A 17,431-nucleotide genomic window follows, 5' to 3' on the forward strand; every position below is an offset into this window, starting at 1 on the left:
CCTCCCTTTTGTTTTAGCGTTTAATTGAGGCTAACTTTATATTCCGCCTTATCAAGGCTGTGTTTTTTCATTCTCAGGTAGAGTTTTTTGCGAGGGATTTGCAGATAGTTTGATACTTCATTGATCCGCCCTGCAAACAGGTAAAGGGCATCTTCGATGACCTGCTTTTCGTAGCTGTCGACAAGATCATCAAGAGGACTACTCATCTGATCGAGTGGTTTTGTCCTCTCCTGGCCGGTGAGCTTTACTATACCGATAGCATAGAGTTCTGCTACATTTTTCAGTTCTAGCACATTGCCGGGCCATTCGTGGCGGTTTAGAGTATTGATGTACGCTTTGTCGACGGCTGGTATGATCTTATTGAGCTTTAGGCAGCTACTCTTAAGGAAATGGCGGAATAGCGGGGTGATATCGCAATTACGCTGCTTTAACGTGGGAAGGCTGAAACGTATCTGGCTGAGGAAGTAGAATAGCTCTGGTAGCAGCTTATCTTGTTCAACTTGGGTTTCAGGTGAGCCAGTAATTACAGCCAGGACACGGACTTCTTTTTTCCCCTGACGTTCCTGTTCGAGCAGAAAACGACACAACCATTGCTGGGCTTCTATCGGCATATCTTGCGGGTTACTCAGGCACAGGCTTCCGCCGCGAGCGGAAATCATACTTCTTTGCAAATCAGCAGTGCAGTTGATGGCTTGGCCTAATGCATTGGCATAGGGCCCCTCGCATAGTTGGCTATTTTGATGCAGCAGCTTGGCAACCGTGTGGCGACCTGTGCCATTTTCCCCTTCAAGCAGTACATCCTTGGTTGTTTGGGCTATTTGGGTTAACTGTTCCCGAATTTTACAGATCAGCGGGCTTTCGCCCAGAAGCACTTCAGCCGTAGAGTGGGTTAGGTTGGTACGCTGTTGAATTTTATGCTTCCGTAGTGGCAGGTGTTTTTCAAGCAGAGTAAGTAGCTCTGCAGGCTGGAGAGGTTTCTGCAAGAAATCAAGAGCGCCTTTTTTGACGGCATCTACTGCCATAGGGATATCCCCGTGGCCCGTGATCATGATAACAGGCAGTTCAGGATCCAGAGCTTTGACTCTCTCAAGTAGCTCCATGCCACTCAATCCCGGCATGTACATATCCGTTACCACAACCCCCGGCCAATTTTTATGCAGCATAGAGATTGCTACCGTAGGATCTGTGGCGGTATAGGCTTTATAGCCTGATATTTCAATAAGATGCTGATAGGCATCGAGAACATCTTTATCATCATCGATGATTACAACTTCAATCTCATCATTCATTATCATAATTGTTTAACTCCAATACGACCATTGCACCTCCTTGAAGGTTTGAGGCAAGAAAAATATCACCATCAAAGCGGGTCATAATTGAACGACAGATGCTTAGCCCCAGACCAAGTCCGACGTCCTTTGTTGTGGTAAAAGGAATAAAAAGCTTCTCGATAATATCGGTAGCAAATCCACTACCGCTGTCGCTAACAGCGATACGCAAGCGGCTGCTGTTGCTATCAAGTGCACTAATCGTGATTACGCGCTGTTCACTTCCTGCGACAGCATCACAGCTATTTACCAGTAAGTTGACGAGTACCTGTTCTAACTGCACTTGATCGGCAAGGGCATTCAGCTGGCAATCAATCTGACTGGTGATGGTTGTTTTTTGGACTTTAGCCCGGCTTTCAACAATGAGCATTGCTTGATGGAACGATGCTTGGATATCAACGGGGATGAGCGGGCTATTGGCTGATTGTTTCTTTGAAAAACTACGTAGGCTGGCAATAATGCTTCCCATGCGGGAAGTTAGGCTATTAATTTTATCCAGGCTAGCTGGGAGCTGGGTGTAGTCATCTTTGCCGATGGCTATTTGGGTCGCAAATACATGGGTTGAAATCGCCGAGAGAGGCTGGTTGAGCTCATGGGCTAACGAGGTCATCGTCTGGCCAACGATGGCCATTTTGGCTGCCTGGATCAAGTCATCCTGCGCAGCCAGTAAGTCGGCTTCTACCCGTTTGCGATCGTCGATCTCGGCTTTTAATTGACGGTTCCGGCTGGTGAGTGACTGGGTTTTTTCTCTGACCATATTTTCTAGCCAGCGTGCAGCGTTTTCTTGCTCGGTAATATCCGTCATCGTGATGATGACCTTGTCGTGGTTCCCTTGTTTGAACAGGCGAAAATCCAGCCGTAGATAGAGGCTATTCTCCTGATCCTGCCTGTGTTTTAGCGTCAGGTTGCAGGCCCGGTTATTGAATAGCTGGCTGCTGCCTGAGAATAGAGATTGTAGTCTCTGTTGCATATTGTCGCTAAATAACGTCCATATCGTTTGCTGGACAGGGGATATGTCATAGCTGAAAAGGGTCTGCGCACTGGGGTTGACCGATTCAACTACGCCCTTCAAGTCGCAGGTGATAATACAGGCCTGGGTGTTATTGATCAGGTTGAGTGCGTTGCTTTGTTGCATTTCTTGCATTTGACGGCAGAAGTAGCGCAAATTATCGCCCAGCATACCGATTTCGTCATTTCCCGAGACCTGAATATTGGCGTTGTGCTGATTATTGGCGACGGCATATAAATCTTGTGATAGCAAGTTGAGTCGTTTGACAATACCGCGCCCGACCAGATAAATAGAGAGCACGATGGTCAGGAAAATAGACAGGATCACCACACCAATCAGGATGATATTACTGAGCCGGATCGACTTGCTGGTTTGTTCGTTGAGCAGTTTAAGTGAGGCGTTTTCCTGCTCAACCATGGTTTGAATTAACTCTTCTTGGTATTTCAGGCGGGTCTGGATCTGCTCTTTGTACAGTTTGATCGCATTATGCAATTCGACAGCAAGCCTTAACTGCTGTTCCAATATCCCCTCAGGCTCAACAATGGTGATCAGCTCCTGTAGCAGCTGGCGGTACGAGATGGTCGATGGGTAATGGTTCAGGTTCTGGCTCATTTTGCTGACTTCTTCGGTTTTGTAGCCAATGAAGTAAAACGCATTGCCAAGATCCCGGTTTTGTCGCTGCTGGATAATCTCATGTACTAACTGATTCAGCTCATTTTCCTTCACGGTAATAGATTGGATAAAGGAAAACTCGGTCATCACGTCCGTAATTGCCTCTGTATTAATGGCATTGGGCAGCATCCGGGTTAATTGCCATTCAACTTCTTGGAGCAGAGGGGTCAGTTCATCAACCAGATCCTGATGCAACCACTTGATGGTGTTTTCTGTTTGAGTTAGAGAGTACCCGTGGGTATTACGTCGATATAGCAAGTTGGTATAGACAGAGATATCTGTCAGCAATGTCTGATGTTCATTTTTGATCGCTGGGTGAAACTTTAAACTGGCTGTGTCCGAAATCGCGGGTGTGATTTGATCCAGCTTGGTGGTAAGGGTTTGCATGAGTCTTGCGTGCTGAATCGGGTCGGTATTATCGCTTAGCATGTTTAGAGCTGCTTGCAGCCCTGCCGTATTCCGTTCCAGCTGATAGCTAATTCGCAACGTTGGCATATTCTTTTCGATAATCGTATTAACCTGGCTATCAAGGGTTTCCCAGTTAACCACGGCAATCAGGCTTACACTGATGGTGAGTAAAGCCATAAAGCCGATGGATGCTATCAGGCGATTACCGATGGTGTTCCAGCGCCGCATTATTTCGCCCCTTTGTTGTCGGCAAGGATCTGCTCACTGATGAGAATCGATCTTTCCAGCTGCCTGCTCATGGCATAGCGCCAGTTATCAAGGCGTTTCGCGGTATGAATATCAGTTCGGGATAGGGTCAGTGCTTGGGTATCATCGGCATTATCAGCTTGGACCTCAGTAACCGGCGGGGTTGAAGCCAGCTCGATAGCGAGGTTGTACAGCTCTTGCTGGGCGTTACTCAGGTGTGTTTTTGTGCCGATTTGGTGGATTAGCTGCCATGCCTGGTTCAGTAAAACCAGTTGATGGTTGATCACTTGTTCAAATAACTGTTTGATTAAGATAGCACGGTGTTGCATTAGGGAGTGATTGATTGGCAGTATTGAATAGGGTTGGCTGGTTTTCTGGTGTAGGCCATATTTGTTCAATGAGCTGGTAGATAGGTTGTGTTGTACCTTGCCTGATAGCAAATACTCAATAAAAGCTTGGCTGTGAGTTGCCTGGTTAATATTTTTGACGGCGGCGATATAGCTGGGCAGCAGCGGGCTTTGGTTTTGATAGTGAAACCCAATGAAAGGAAATTGTTTTTGGTCTTCATAGGCAAAACTATCAATGACAGGCCCGATCCCGGCAAGGCCGCGAGAAATTGCATCACTGACACCAAAGCTTCGAGCCGAAATGGATGCGAGGTTGCCACCAATCTGGAGCAGTAATTTCCAGCCTTCTTTCCAGCCATACTGTTGCAAAATATTTTCTACCATCAGATGAGTGGTTCCTGAGCGGGCTGGGCTACTCATAATGATATGGCGGAAATATTGTGGTTGTACCAGGCTTTCCCATGTTGCGGGAATATCAAGTTGATGTTTTGCCAGATAGTTTTTGTTCCACATTAGGCCGTAGCCAGAATACCCGAAGATAGCGACATTTTCTGGGGCCTCTAGCAGAAAGGCTTGCTGCTGGGCATTTAAGTCATGGCTTAGCTGACTCAAAGGCAGCAGCCTGTTTTGCCTGATGAGAGGTAAAAATAAGGAACGTGAGGAAGAAATTACAATGTCAATATCATGATCATTCTTACTCAGCAGCCGGAGCCCTGATTCCTCCCGTCGATGAAGCACTTTGATTGTCGCGTGAGGAAACTGTTGTTGGAATTGTTTCGTGATCGGTGTAATTGAGGGTTCTGGAAAGGTGGTTAATATAATCAACTTATTCGTAGGTGCTGCAATACAAGCTGACGAAAATAGTAGAATTACTAGAATAAATCGAATCATGATCTTTTAAAATTACCTTGTATTGACAGTTCTTATATACAAGGTTGCTCCGCAGGATTGTAGTTAATTAAATTAAGCTTTTATGAACTTATAAGATGCTAGCGCTTTTATACTTAGAGAAATTCACTATCGGACAAAAGTGACCCATTGCGATATTGAAGCCCGTTTAATATCACATTTTATCGTTGCAGAGTAGAAGGGGAAAGTGGTGTGAGGAAAATAATAAGGAAAAGGGATTATTATTTGGAAGTGGAATAACAGGTATGGGAATAACAAATATCTTTGCTTTGATTTATGCGGGGGAGTGATGGTACGGGATAAAAACCGGAGCTGTTGCTCCGGCTTCATGTTCTCAATATTTACGACCTAGGCATTTTGAATTTGCTGAATTTCAGTCGCTGACAAATGGTATTGGCGTGGGCAGTTGCGCCAAGTTTGCAGCATACGCTGGTATTTTTCCTGCATTGGAACCTGGCTGTTGAACATATGCTCAGACTTGTCAAATTGAGGGTACAGGCCCTCTTCTTCTGTTAGGAAACGAACGTAATGTACTAGCTGGGATTCTGTTGCAGCATCAAAACCCAGGAACTGAAGGCGGCGCGGATCAACTTGGTTCTGGTTGTCTTCGCTTAGCATTTTGAATGACTCCTGCATCGCGTGATACATTTCCATGAAATCAATCACATTGCGGCAATCTTCTTCAGCTAGGCAACCAAAGTCTTTATCTAGTTCACGCATCTGCAGGCCGTAGCCGCGCTCGACAATGGTTTGCAGGCGACGGTATTTCGCGGCATTCTCTGGGTTCATCTGAGACATCAGGTAGTACTGGTTAGAAAGAATAAGACGTTGTGCGTTAGTCATTTCCATAATGATTGGCCTTTAATATTGTATTGAGCTGGCATTGAGATTATCAGGTTGGTTACAAAAAAACTTGATCTGACGCCGTCTTGCTGGCGATTTATTGTTAATTGAAATTGACAGGCTAAAGCTTGTGCAACCAGGTTTGCAGGTGCTGATTTAACAAAAATAGTCCTTGTTCTTTACAAGGTTATTGGTGAGCTATCCTATTGATATAAGTTTAGCTTATTTGGCATAGAAGGCGGTGCACGGATGACGATGTTACAGTGGGTAGGCTATCTAATTTGGTTAGCTATTTTGGTTGTTAGCTTTCCACGTGAATTTTGGCCTAAATTCAAATTAGAGAAAGATTACCAACACCTGGTATTGGCAAGTGTTGTGGTGTTGTTTCTGCTCTGGAGCTTAAGGGCCGGGATCGCTGAGGGATTGCAGGTCCATTTTTTGGCGTTAACTGTGCTGGTTTTATCCCACGGCTGGCAGATTGCAGGGATAATTGGTTCAATACCTGTTGTGCTGTTAATGGCTATTGGTGTCGTGAACTGGCCTGATGGGGGGATGTATGCGTTAACCGGGCTCATTATTCCCGCAATGTTTAGCTTTGCGGTATTTCTATTTAGCTATCGATTTATGGCAAGACACCTGTTTATCTATATATTTGTCGCCGCATTTCTAAATGGTGCGCTGACCATGATAGCCCACTTGTTATTGACCAGTGCCTGGATGTATATGGGTAATCATTACTCGTGGATATATATTGTTGACAATTATTTGGTGCTGCTTCCTTTATTACTATTTCCTGAAGCCCTAATCAATGGAATGGCAATCACTTTGCTGGTGGTTTATAAACCTGAATGGGTAAGAACTTTCGCTGATCGTGATTATATTTATTCCTCCAATAAAAAAGATGAATAGTTTCTTTATTGTTTATTTATCCGTGTTGTTGTTTAAATTCATTTGCGAGATCGGGCTGTTTCATATTTCTCCACCTTGCCAGTAAAGCCAGCGGTTGAGCGGCTTTTGCTTGCGATATGTTTGTAAACTTTCTACTCTTTGCGCGATTTATTACACGGCGTGATCGTGTCCACTCGCATATTGCGCGAGAATCCCCGTTTTTATTCAGAAAAGAGCACTCGATGAGATGACGTTCTCCTTTTTTGACTGATATAAGCAAACGATTGCCAGGAGGCGTGGATTCAAAGCAGAGGGAAACCGAGTGCATTTGGTGTCGGCAGCAGGGCTGCCAGGCAGAGGTGTACCAGAAAGTAGCGATGCTAATTAGGCTACTTTCATTGTTCTTATGAGTTTGAAATGCAAATTGTTTCTGGTGTGATCGGTATTCTAGTACTGATCGTGATTGCTTACTTCCTTTCTGAAAAACGTGCTCACATTAACTGGCGTACGGTATTAGGTGCACTGGCTATTCAAATCAGCTTTGCGGCTTTGGTGCTGTACAGTGATGTTGGGCGTAGTGCGCTGGGTGCGTTCTCCGGCGGCGTACAAAATGTGATTAACTTCAGCAATGACGGGATCGGCTTCCTGTTTGGCGGCTTGGTCTCCGATAAGATGTTTGAAGTGTTTGGCGGTGGCGGTTTTATTATGGCGCTGCGCGTATTGCCTGTGGTGGTGTTCTTCTCGGCACTGGTGTCGGTGCTTTACTACCTGGGGATCATGCAGCTGTTGGTAAACACGCTAGGCAAGGCGCTGTCGAAAGCGTTAGGGACGAGCCGTGCCGAGTCGATTTCAGCGACAGCCAATATTTTCCTCGGTATTTCTGAGGCGCCGCTAACGGTTCGCCCATTCATTGCCAAGATGACCCGTTCGGAGTTATTTGCCGTAATGGTAGGGGGAATGGCCTCGGTAGCGGGTTCGGTGTTAGTGGGATATTCACAAATGGGCATTCCATTGGAGTATCTATTGGCAGCCTCGTTTATGGCGGCACCTGCTGGGCTGATGATGGCTAAGCTGCTGATCCCGGAAACCGATACGCCGCAGTCTGTGGCTGATGCGGAGGTAGACGCTCAAGACAAGCCTGTCAATATTATCGATGCTGCTGCACAGGGGGCGATACAGGGAATGCAGCTGGCGCTGAATATTGGTGCTATGTTGCTGGCATATGTGGGGTTGATCGCGCTGATCAATGGCGCGTTGGGTGGTGTCGGCCAATGGTTTGGTATGGAGAACCTAAGCCTGGATTTGATCTTTGGTTATTTGTTCCTGCCTTTTGCCTATATTGCCGGGATCTGGGACTTCGATGCTGCGCAGCAGATGGCTGTTATTTTTGGTACTAAAACCACGATCAATGAATTTGTGGCTTTCTCTCAGCTGGCTCCGTTGATCAGCAGCGGGGCACTGGAGCCTCGGGTGGAAGCGATTATTGCTTTTGCTCTGTGTGGTTTTGCCAACTTTGGCTCGATTGCCGTGCTACTCGGTGGTGTTGGACTGATGGCGCCAAGCCGTTATAACGAAATAGCCAAGCTGGGGATGAAGTCCTTGGTAGCAGCGACGCTGGCTAACCTACTCAATGCGACGGTTGCTGGCCTGTTTATTTCACTAGCTATGTAACGTCAGTGAGCGGTAGGATTATCGCCAAATAAAAAGCGCCGGCTATTTGTCGGCGCTTTTTTGTTTGGAGCTATGTTAGCGATAGCTAGCTGAGTCCGACGATATTCCCGTCAGCGTCAATATCCAGTGCCATGTAAGCGGGTTTTTCTGGTAAGCCAGGCATTGTCATGACATTGCCACATAGGGCATAGACAAATCCGGCACCGGCACACAGCTTGAGTTCACGGACTGGAACAATGAAGTCTGTTGGTGCACCTTTCTGGCTTGGATCGTGAGTAATAGAAAGCGGTGTTTTGGCCATGCAAACTGCTAAGTTGTCATGCCCTTGTGCCTTTAGTTCCATGAGCTGTTGCTTTGCTTGTTCTGATAGCTCCACTCCGCGTCCGCCATAGCCCACTTCGGCCACGGTCATCAGCTTTTCTTCCAGGCTTTGTTCTAGTTGGTAGAGCGGCTTGAAGTTGGCAGGTTGCTTACATGCATCGACCACAGCCTGAGCTAGCTCAGTTGCCCCTTCACCACCTTTGCCGAAAGCTTCGCTGATCGCAACATTCACATAGCTACCGAAGTTTTCCGCGGTGATCATGGCTTTCAGTTGGTTTAGCTCAGCCTCTGTGTCTTGAGGGAAACGGTTGATGGCAACCACAACCGGGATCCCGTATTTGGCAGCATTACGGATATGCCACTTCAGGTTCGCAAAACCACCCAGCAGTGCTTTTTCATCCGGCGCAAAGATAGCATCTGGCAGGGCTTGTCCCGGCCTTAGGTCATAGAGACCGGAGTTGGCTTTAAGACCGCGCAGAGTCGCAACGACAACGGCACAATCAGGGCCGCGATCTGCTTGTTGTGCCTTGATATTACATGCTTTTTCAAACCCCATATCTGAACCGAAGCCGCCCTCGGTGATCGTATAGTCACTCAGTCTTAACGCAATTCGATCAGCAATAATCGAGGAGTTTCCATGGGCGATGTTGGCAAACGGCCCTGCATGGATAAGGGTAGGAACCCCTTCTAGGGTTTGCATCAGGGTCGGTTCGATAGCTTCGCACATCGTGACGGCCATCGCTCCCGCAACCTGGAGATCTTCGGCGGTGACAGGCTGGCCATCCAAGTTATAGGCCAGGACAACGCGGCCAAGGCGCTGGCGCATATCGGCCAGATCTTTAGAGAGGGCTAAAATCGCCATTAACTCGGAGGCGGCTGAAATATCAAAGCCGTCGTCACGGGCAACGCCGTTAATTGTCTTACCTGGCTCATTGTTACCAACGGTGATCATCCGCAGGGCACGATCATTATGGTCCATGACCCGTTTCCAGCAGATACGATTAATATCAATCCGCAGAGCAGTGAGGCCAGTTTTTTCTGCAAATGCCTCATAGCCATGGCGTTCTTCATGATACAAGCGTGCGTCCAGTGCCGCTGCCGCAAGATTATGGGCTGCGGTGACGGCATGGATATCACCCGTTAAATGCAGGTTGAGCTTTTCCATCGGTGCAACTTGGCTGTAGCCACCACCGGCGGCACCGCCTTTCACCCCAAATACCGGCCCCATCGATGGCTGGCGGATACATGCCATTACGCTTTGGTTGATTTTGGCCAGCCCTTGCGACAGGCCGATAGTCGTGACGGTTTTGCCTTCGCCCAATGGGGTTGGGGTAATGGCTGTTACCAGCACCAGTTTTCCTTCTGGCCGGTCATTCAGGCGTTTGAGAATTGAGGGTTTAACTTTCGCTTTTAGAGTGCCTTGTGGGGTTAGATCGTCCGGCAGTATGCCGGCTTGTTGAGCGATTTGATCAATTGGGGTGAGTTGGGTATCACGACAAATTTGAATATCACTGTTCATGGGCGGCCATAACCTCGCATCGGTAGCAATAAAGATATACTGCATAGAGCTGCATTTGCAGGTCACGCAATCGTTTGCGCTTGGTTTATACCACAATTTTATCATGTATATGTAGAAAAAATCCGAGATATGTGTGGTTATTTTGCTATTTGTCAGGAGAGGGGCAACAGCGGTGAATCGGTTGAAAGGCGACAGACTTGGTATGAATACAAGGAAACCTGCCAGCTAGACTGGCAGGTTATTGATTAGTTAAGCAATTTCAACTGCTGGTTGGCTATTGTCAATCTCTGTAACAGAAACAAGGCTGCCATATACTGGGCGAAGCGCTTTGACAATTTCGTGGCGGCTGATCATCCCAACCAGCTGGTTGTCTTTTACGACAGGGAAGCTGTGAGGGCGGTTTACTACCATGGTACGTGCACGTTCATTCAGTGAAAGTGTGGTTAGCTGAGTGGCAATCCCCCCGCTGGTGACAGGGTACAGGATGTTCTTGTCGATGCTCATGTATTCGGCAATTTCAAGGATTGAGTTATCTGGGCTGACGGTTTGAATTTCATGCTTCATCAAGTCTTGCACCTTGCACTCGGCATCAGGCATGTAGTCAGTGCACCAAAGATCAACCAGCGTATCGTGGATGGAGAAGAAGCCGACCAGGCGCTGGTCGCTTGATAGGACAGGCGCCCCTGTAAGTTCTTCTTTGATAAGGATATCAAGCGCTTCAGCGACAGGCATACCAGGCTGGAGTGTGGTGGTCGCCGGGCGCATGTAGTCGTTTACAAGTAGGTTTTCCTGAAGCATGGTGTTGTCCTTATAGATAGTGTTAGTCATTGAAAAGTCAGGTGTAATGATAGTTGCCGTTGGGTGTTGCACTTTAGGTGTGCTAAAAATTGCCCAGTAGCTCAGCCCGACAAGCACCCCGCCGCCAACGATGTTGCCTAGCGTGACGGGAATAAGGTTGGCAAAGATAAAGTTATGGATATTGAGATCGGCGTATTGCTCTGGCGATACGCCGAGGCCTAGCCAAAATGACTCCGGTGCGATGTTCTGGATGGTGATGCCCAGCGGCACCATAAACATGTTGGCAACGCTGTGCTCGAAGCCTGTACTGACAAACATCGCGACAGGCAGCACCATCATCGCCATTTTGGTCATCATGTTGGTTGAGCAGAAAGTCATCCAGATAGCCAGGCATACAAGCAAGTTACAAAGAATACCCAAGGCGAAGGCTTCCAGCGGCTGGTGGTGTAGTTTGTGCTGGGCGATGTTGAGTGCATTGAGCCCCCACTGGCCGCCGTCAAGCTGGTACAGGCTGGCCATTGAAACCAGTGCCAATAGCAGCATTGCGCCTAGGAAGTTGCCGAAATAAACTTTGGCCCAGGTGCCAAGCATACGGCCGGTAGTAATGTGCTTATTGGCCCTGGCGATTGAAGACAGCACTGTGCTGGTAAATAGTTCACCGCCACAGATCACAACAAGGATCAAGCCAAGGCTGAATGCCAATCCACCAAATAAGCGATTGATCCCCCAGCTCATATTGCCGCCACCGGTTGTCACGGTGATGTAAAACACAAAGGCCAGGCCAATGAATACACCTGCTGTAATGGCCAGTGCAATGGTAGTACGGGTGGTTTTGGATGCCTTGCCAACTGCATAAGTTTCCGCTTGCTTCATCATCTCCTTCGGAGTGAAGTTGCTGCTAGTGGGGGACGTTGCCGAAGCCATTTATAAGCCTCCTCTCTGTTGGCCGACGCGTTGGCCGGTAGGGGTGAATAGGTAAGGGATTGATAACGTCATATTTCCTCCTCGTCGTGATTGGTAACTGACATCCAGAATAAGGCTGGGAAAAGTGTTGAGTAAAATTGATAATTTTTTTAACCCTCATCACAAAAGTTGATATTATTGGCGTTAGGAACCAAATTGCATTTATCGGGGAGTATTTAATGCGTTATTCGCTGAAGCAGCTTGCTGTTTTTGAAGAGGTGGCAAGCACACGCAGCGTGAGTAAAGCCGCGGAAAACCTAGCTTTAACCCAGTCAGCTGCCAGCATGGCGCTATCACAGCTGGAGAAGCTGCTGGGCCGCCCTCTGTTTGAACGCCAAGGTAAGCAAATGGCACTGACCTACTGGGGAGCCTGGCTTAGGCCAAGGGCCAAGCAGTTGTTATTTGATGCTCAGCAGATAGAGCTAGGATTTTATGATCAGCATTTAGTGAGCGGCGAGCTCAGCCTGGCCGCTAGCCAGACGGCAGCAGAGCACCTTTTACCAGAGCTCATCAGTATTATTGATAAAGATTTTCCTGAATTACGTATCCAACTCATCGTAAAGAATGCCCAAAAAGTCATTGATCGGGTCAGAAACTATGAGTGTGAGCTAGGAATTATTGAGGGGCGTTGTGATGATAGCCGGTTAGAGCAGGAAGTATGGTGTCACGATCACCTTGTGATTATCGCTTCCAAACACCATCCTTATGCCAACCTAGACACTGTTAGTTTTGCCCAGCTTGAACAGGCTAAATGGGTCCTCCGCGAGCAGGGGGCTGGGACGCGAAAGAGCTTCGAAAGTGCTTTGCATGGGATTATCGAGGACTTAGATGTATGGCGAGAGTATGAGCAAATACCCGTTCTTCGCGCCTTAGTGACTAACGGTCCTTACTTGAGCTGCCTGCCATACCTTGATGTGGTGAAGCATATCGAGCGAGGGGAGCTGGTGGCACTGAATGTACCTGAGCTTAATATGAAGCGTACCCTGTCCTTTATCTGGCGGGCTGATTCGATTGAAAACCCGCTTCGCGACTGTATTCGACGTGAAGCGATACGGATGATAAAAGACAGAAAAATGGAGATGTAGTCTAGCTATAAAAAAAATTGATTACTGGAAGTGGTTTTATAGATATGTAACTACACACCTATAAGTATTTTCTTGTATGCAAAATAGAATCAACATTGATTAAATGAATTAAAAATATGATGTTTAACTGGAGTATTCGACTTTTTACTACAAAAGTCAGTCGTTATTGCTAAAAGAGATACTTATCAAGACTGCTTTCTTATTTTTTTCCTCATCAATAATGTTTATTACCATAAGCAGCAAAAGCAATACGCATTTTGTTGCTTATCTTTTCCCTTATGACATGTGGTATGGCTAGTTTGGTATGAAAACGGTCTTCCCCAAAGTAGTGCTTTTCCTGTATATGAATATGACATTTTGTCTATTGGCGGCCTAAATTGCTGGAAAAGTCAGGGAAAAAGAGGTTGCTCCCAAAGACGGAAAAAAAGTGAAATACATCTATTTGATTTCATTTGCGACATCAATAACTGCGCAAAAAGCGAGCGGTTGATCTATAGACAAGGGTATCATTATCCTTAAAATCCGGCCGTAGTAGATATTGCTAGGGACGATAAAATGATCATCAAAGGAAAGCCGGTAAGGGATTTTTCCCTCAAGCTTAATACACTATTTCGTGGGTTAGGGTGCCTGCTGTTACTGCTATTTTTGATTAACTTACATACGCTTACGGAAACACTTTCTAACTCTGCCGTTGCTCTTCAGCAGTTGGTCTTACCGACAAGCTCTGATGAAGATGTATTGCCAGCACCACAAGAGCCGCTACCAGCGCCTTCAGTCGTGGTGGTTCAACCTGAAGTGACGGCGGCACCCGTTAACGATGAGATCGCCGAGCTTAAACAAGCGGCGCTAGTGCGTTTTGCCAATAAGTTTAATTTCCCTAACTCGGTTGAGTTCTATAGCCTGGCCAGTAGTGAAAACTGGATGTACAGCCCTGCGACGGTGAAGGAGAAAGACAATGTCCTTAACCTCACCACCTGCGGTTATTATGCGGCAAAAAATGCCATGGGCCTGGCGCGTGAAAGGGTGCCATTCATTGTTGACCTGGTGTATGACTTTTTAAACCAGAAATACAGCGTTCATGGTTATTTCAAAGATGACCGTTCTCAATATTATCAATTTGACAGCCATAAAAAACCGGTTGAGCTAGGCCGTAGTCGCTTCAATAACAAATGGGATGTTGCCTGCAAGCCACTGAATGTTGAAAAGTTTGACGACATTCTTTCGGTGGCTACCGTCGGGCGTTTTAAGCCTAATGAGGATACGGCTTTCAAGCGACAGCTTAATGCGTTTGATGGCAATGTACAGAATGAAATTATGAGCTGCGTAAAAGATGAGGAGCTCAGCGCATTAGTGCCAGGTTTAGCCGATCGTAAAAACCTTTGTCTGATCAATGCCCAGTGTAATGTCTTGGATGGGATTGCAAAGGGTCAGTGCGAGTTGGTCAACAAGACCTGCTCTGGTGACGATAAATCGCTGCTTTGCAAAACGACAACTAAGGATCTGGTTGCCAGTTAATAGGAAGTGGGTTAACTCGGATGCAGGAGCAAATAAGGATGCTGTTTTGCTCCTGCGCTCCTGCATTGATGGTCTACAAGGTTACCGTGTTAGTACATCACTTTGTGTCCATAGCTGGCAATGATGCCTTTCACTTTTTCCATGGTTTCTTTTGATGGCGGCTTCACATCTGTCAGTTGGTATTCAAAGCCCAGGGCTTCCCACTTGTGTTCACCCAACTGGTGATACGGCAGCAGTTCGATCTTCTCGATGTTGTCCATATCTTTGATAAAGTCACCGAGTAGGTGAGCAGATTTCTCATCGTCAGTGAAACCAGGAACAATGACATAGCGGATCCAGGTTTTCTGGCCGCGCTGATGCAGATAACGGGCAAAGTCCAATACACGCTTGTTTGGCACCCCAACCAGATCCTGGTGAATGCTGTCATCGAGTTGCTTGAGATCCAGCATGACCAAGTCTGTGCTATCAAGCACTTCATCTACCACGTCAGTATGCTTGCGGATATAGCCGTTAGTATCAAGGCAGGTGTGAATGCCTTCGGCTTGCGCGGCGCGGAAAAAATCGCGGACAAACTCAGGTTGCAACATCGCCTCACCACCGGAAGCCGTAACCCCACCACCTGATGCATTCATAAAGTGACGGTAAGACAGTGCATCCTTCATAATTTCTTCGACAGTCACTTCACGCCCGTCGTGGAGATCCCACGTATCACGGTTGTGGCAGTACTGACAACGCATTAAGCAGCCTTGCATAAAAACGATGAAACGGATGCCGGGTCCATCCACGGTACCGCAGGATTCAAAAGAGTGAATACGGCCTTTTACTGACATTGCTTAACTTCTCCGCATGGTGCGTGTTTACTTGTTATTTTATTACAAATTGACAGGCTAAAATAGCGAAAAAAGCGCTAAAAATGTAAGGGTAATACAATATTTACCAAGTCCGCTGCAGCATTTATGCAGTGTTCTGTTTTGCTCTGCCACCCCTTCCTCCTTTTTACTGATGTGTTTCATACCTATAACCTAAACGGTTTAAAAAATATGCATACGTACCACTAAATTATTACATTTGGTGCTTGAAGTGGGGTATGAATCTCAGCATTATGCGCGCTAAAGTGCTTATGCAATTCTTGTTTAATCAATTTCTTTCATTTGCTTAACAACTTGGCTTTTCTTTAAGTCACTCTGCAAACAGAAAGATAGGGGGAAGTGCATGGGGACAGGAAGCCTATATAAGAAGAAAAAGGGAGATTTATGTTCAGTTTAAGCAACTTGACCGTCAGGAAGAAGTTGATAGCCTTTGTTGTTACTGCTATTGGCCTGCTTGTCTGTGTCAGTGCATATAATGTACTGGAACAGAAAAAAACGGCTTATCTTGAGCGAAAAGCATCACTGCAAAGCCAGGTCGAGCTGGTTGTCAGCACTATTGGCTTCTATGCGTCACAGCAGGATTTGTTGGGTCAGCAGCGGGCACAACAGCAAGCGATTGCAATGATTAATGCAGCTCGCTATGACAACAACAATTACTTTTGGATCACAACGCCAGAGCTCGACATTATTACTCACCCTCTCAAACCCAAACTAAATGGCACCAATGCCCGCCAGTTAAAAGATGCCAACGGGAAATACCATTGGCAAGAGATGGTGACAATCAGCCAACAGACTGGCGCTGGCTACCTAGAGTACAGCTGGCGTTCACCCGATGGTGAAATCAAGCCTAAGATCTCTTTCGTGCAGCGCTTTCCACAATGGAATTGGATCATAGGTACTGGCGTGCATGTTAAAGATATTGAAGATGATTTTATGGCTTCTTCTATGAAAATAGGGGGGATGGCTGCGGTTGCAATGCTGGTACTACTTGCTGCCGGGTATTTCATCAGTCGTAATATTTCTGAGCCCTTAGGGGAATTGGTTGAAAAGTTTGATGCGATTGCTAGTGGTGATTTGAGGGTCCGATGCCCTTCAGAGCGACATGATGAAATTGGTAAACTATCGCGCCGGATGGATACCTCGATCAGTAGTATCCGGGAGGCATTGAAGGCGGCAAATACATCAGCCCACCAGTCTACGCTGATGGCGAGTAGTATTGCATCTGCCAGTGAAGAAAGCGCCCAGAGTACCCAGTCGCAGCATATGCAGTTAGAACAGCTTGCCACGGCAATGAATGAAATGACCGCGACTGTGGCTGATGTGGCTCATAATGCAGAGCAAACGGCAACAATGACGAAAGGCATTTCGCACAAAGCAACGGCCAGTAACGATAGGCTTGAAGAAACAACCCGTAATATCCAGCAAGTGGCGGAGCAGATCGCCGAGGCCGATCAACGGGTTGAGGAACTCAAGCAAGGTGTGTTGCAGATCAGCGAAGTCGCGGAGGTGATCAAAGGCATTTCTGAGCAAACGAACCTTCTGGCGTTGAATGCGGCTATCGAGGCGGCACGTGCCGGTGAGCAGGGGCGGGGATTTGCCGTGGTGGCTGATGAGGTACGTAACCTAGCCCAGCGGACTCAGAAATCCACAGAAGAAATCCAGGTGACGGTAGATGCATTGACCCGCGGGGCGCTGGAAGCTGCAACAGCAATGAAAGCGAGCCATAACAGTAGCCGCAGCAGTGTCGAGAGTGCGCAGGACAGCCAGCTTGAACTACAGAATATGGTTGAAGCACTGTATCAGTCCAATGATCGGGTCGACCAGATAGCGGCGGCTGCCGATCAGCAGGGGACGGTATCGGAAGATATCAACCGCAATGTCAGCAGCATTCATTTATCTGCCAATGAAGTGAATGAGGCCGCCCAGCACCTGGCTAACCAGAGTCAAACATTAGCTGAAACTTCAGAGGAGCTGGCCCACCAGCTACAACACTTTAAGGTTTAGCGGGTTGGCAATGCCAAACAACACGCAATAAAAAAG

General features: G+C 47.1%; 12 protein-coding genes. 5 read left to right on the forward strand and 7 right to left on the reverse strand.

The genetic code is table 11. The features are described 5' to 3' along the window. Window positions 1-20: 20 nt before the first annotated feature. The 4 genes from AC51G0_RS04180 to AC51G0_RS04195 all read right to left on the reverse strand — a co-directional run bounded on the left by AC51G0_RS04180 (window position 21) and on the right by AC51G0_RS04195 (window position 5,768). On the reverse strand, window positions 21-1,295 hold the full coding sequence (locus AC51G0_RS04180) for a sigma-54-dependent transcriptional regulator (RefSeq protein ID WP_496300803.1): 1,275 nt from the start codon (window positions 1,293-1,295) through the stop codon (window positions 21-23). Next, window positions 1,282-3,645, reverse strand: coding sequence for an ATP-binding protein (locus AC51G0_RS04185; protein WP_496300804.1), 2,364 nt, complete (start codon window positions 3,643-3,645; stop codon window positions 1,282-1,284). The genes AC51G0_RS04180 and AC51G0_RS04185 overlap by 14 nt, the downstream gene beginning before the upstream one ends. Further along, window positions 3,645-4,901, reverse strand: coding sequence for an ABC transporter substrate-binding protein (locus tag AC51G0_RS04190; protein WP_496300805.1), 1,257 nt, complete (start codon window positions 4,899-4,901; stop codon window positions 3,645-3,647). The genes AC51G0_RS04185 and AC51G0_RS04190 overlap by 1 nt, the downstream gene beginning before the upstream one ends. 366 nt (window positions 4,902-5,267) lie before the next feature. Beyond that, window positions 5,268-5,768 (reverse strand): YfbU family protein, encoded by a 501-nt coding sequence (locus AC51G0_RS04195; RefSeq protein ID WP_496300806.1) that lies wholly within the window; start codon window positions 5,766-5,768, stop codon window positions 5,268-5,270. A gap of 243 nt (window positions 5,769-6,011) precedes the next feature. Here AC51G0_RS04195 and AC51G0_RS04200 point away from each other — a divergent pair, with 243 nt between their 5' ends. Continuing rightward, window positions 6,012-6,671 (forward strand): hypothetical protein, encoded by a 660-nt coding sequence (locus tag AC51G0_RS04200; protein ID WP_496300807.1) that lies wholly within the window; start codon window positions 6,012-6,014, stop codon window positions 6,669-6,671. Window positions 6,672-7,067: 396 nt separating this feature from the next. Beyond that, the gene (locus AC51G0_RS04205) at window positions 7,068-8,321 is read left to right on the forward strand and encodes a NupC/NupG family nucleoside CNT transporter (RefSeq protein WP_496300808.1); all 1,254 of its coding nucleotides are present in this window, start codon (window positions 7,068-7,070) and stop codon (window positions 8,319-8,321) included. A gap of 85 nt (window positions 8,322-8,406) precedes the next feature. Here the strand turns inward: AC51G0_RS04205 and AC51G0_RS04210 are convergent, their stop codons facing one another. After that, the gene (locus AC51G0_RS04210; protein WP_496301868.1) at window positions 8,407-10,161 is read right to left on the reverse strand and encodes a formate--tetrahydrofolate ligase; all 1,755 of its coding nucleotides are present in this window, start codon (window positions 10,159-10,161) and stop codon (window positions 8,407-8,409) included. A 249-nt stretch (window positions 10,162-10,410) separates the two neighbouring features. Beyond that, window positions 10,411-11,883 carry a formate transporter FocA gene (gene focA / locus AC51G0_RS04215; RefSeq protein ID WP_496300809.1) on the reverse strand — a complete coding sequence of 491 codons (1,473 nt, stop codon included), beginning with the start codon at window positions 11,881-11,883 and terminating at the stop codon, window positions 10,411-10,413. 218 nt (window positions 11,884-12,101) lie between these two features. Here focA and AC51G0_RS04220 point away from each other — a divergent pair, with 218 nt between their 5' ends. Both AC51G0_RS04220 and AC51G0_RS04225 read left to right on the forward strand, forming a co-directional pair. Next, window positions 12,102-13,007, forward strand: a complete 906-nt coding sequence (locus AC51G0_RS04220; RefSeq protein WP_496300810.1) for a LysR family transcriptional regulator — start codon at window positions 12,102-12,104, stop codon at window positions 13,005-13,007. A gap of 555 nt (window positions 13,008-13,562) precedes the next feature. Further along, the gene (locus tag AC51G0_RS04225; RefSeq protein WP_496300811.1) at window positions 13,563-14,522 is read left to right on the forward strand and encodes a hypothetical protein; all 960 of its coding nucleotides are present in this window, start codon (window positions 13,563-13,565) and stop codon (window positions 14,520-14,522) included. Window positions 14,523-14,611: 89 nt separating this feature from the next. On the opposite strand, the gene pflA is transcribed toward AC51G0_RS04225, so the two are convergent. After that, a complete protein-coding gene (gene pflA, locus AC51G0_RS04230; RefSeq protein WP_496300812.1) occupies window positions 14,612-15,352 on the reverse strand; it encodes a pyruvate formate lyase 1-activating protein in 741 nt (246 codons plus the stop codon). Between the two features lie 423 nt (window positions 15,353-15,775). On the opposite strand from pflA, the gene AC51G0_RS04235 reads away from it, so the two are divergent. Beyond that, a complete protein-coding gene (locus tag AC51G0_RS04235) occupies window positions 15,776-17,395 on the forward strand; it encodes a methyl-accepting chemotaxis protein (RefSeq protein ID WP_496300813.1) in 1,620 nt (539 codons plus the stop codon). Window positions 17,396-17,431: the final 36 nt, after the last annotated feature.

Source organism: Photobacterium sp. HL06 (genome assembly GCF_059552575.1).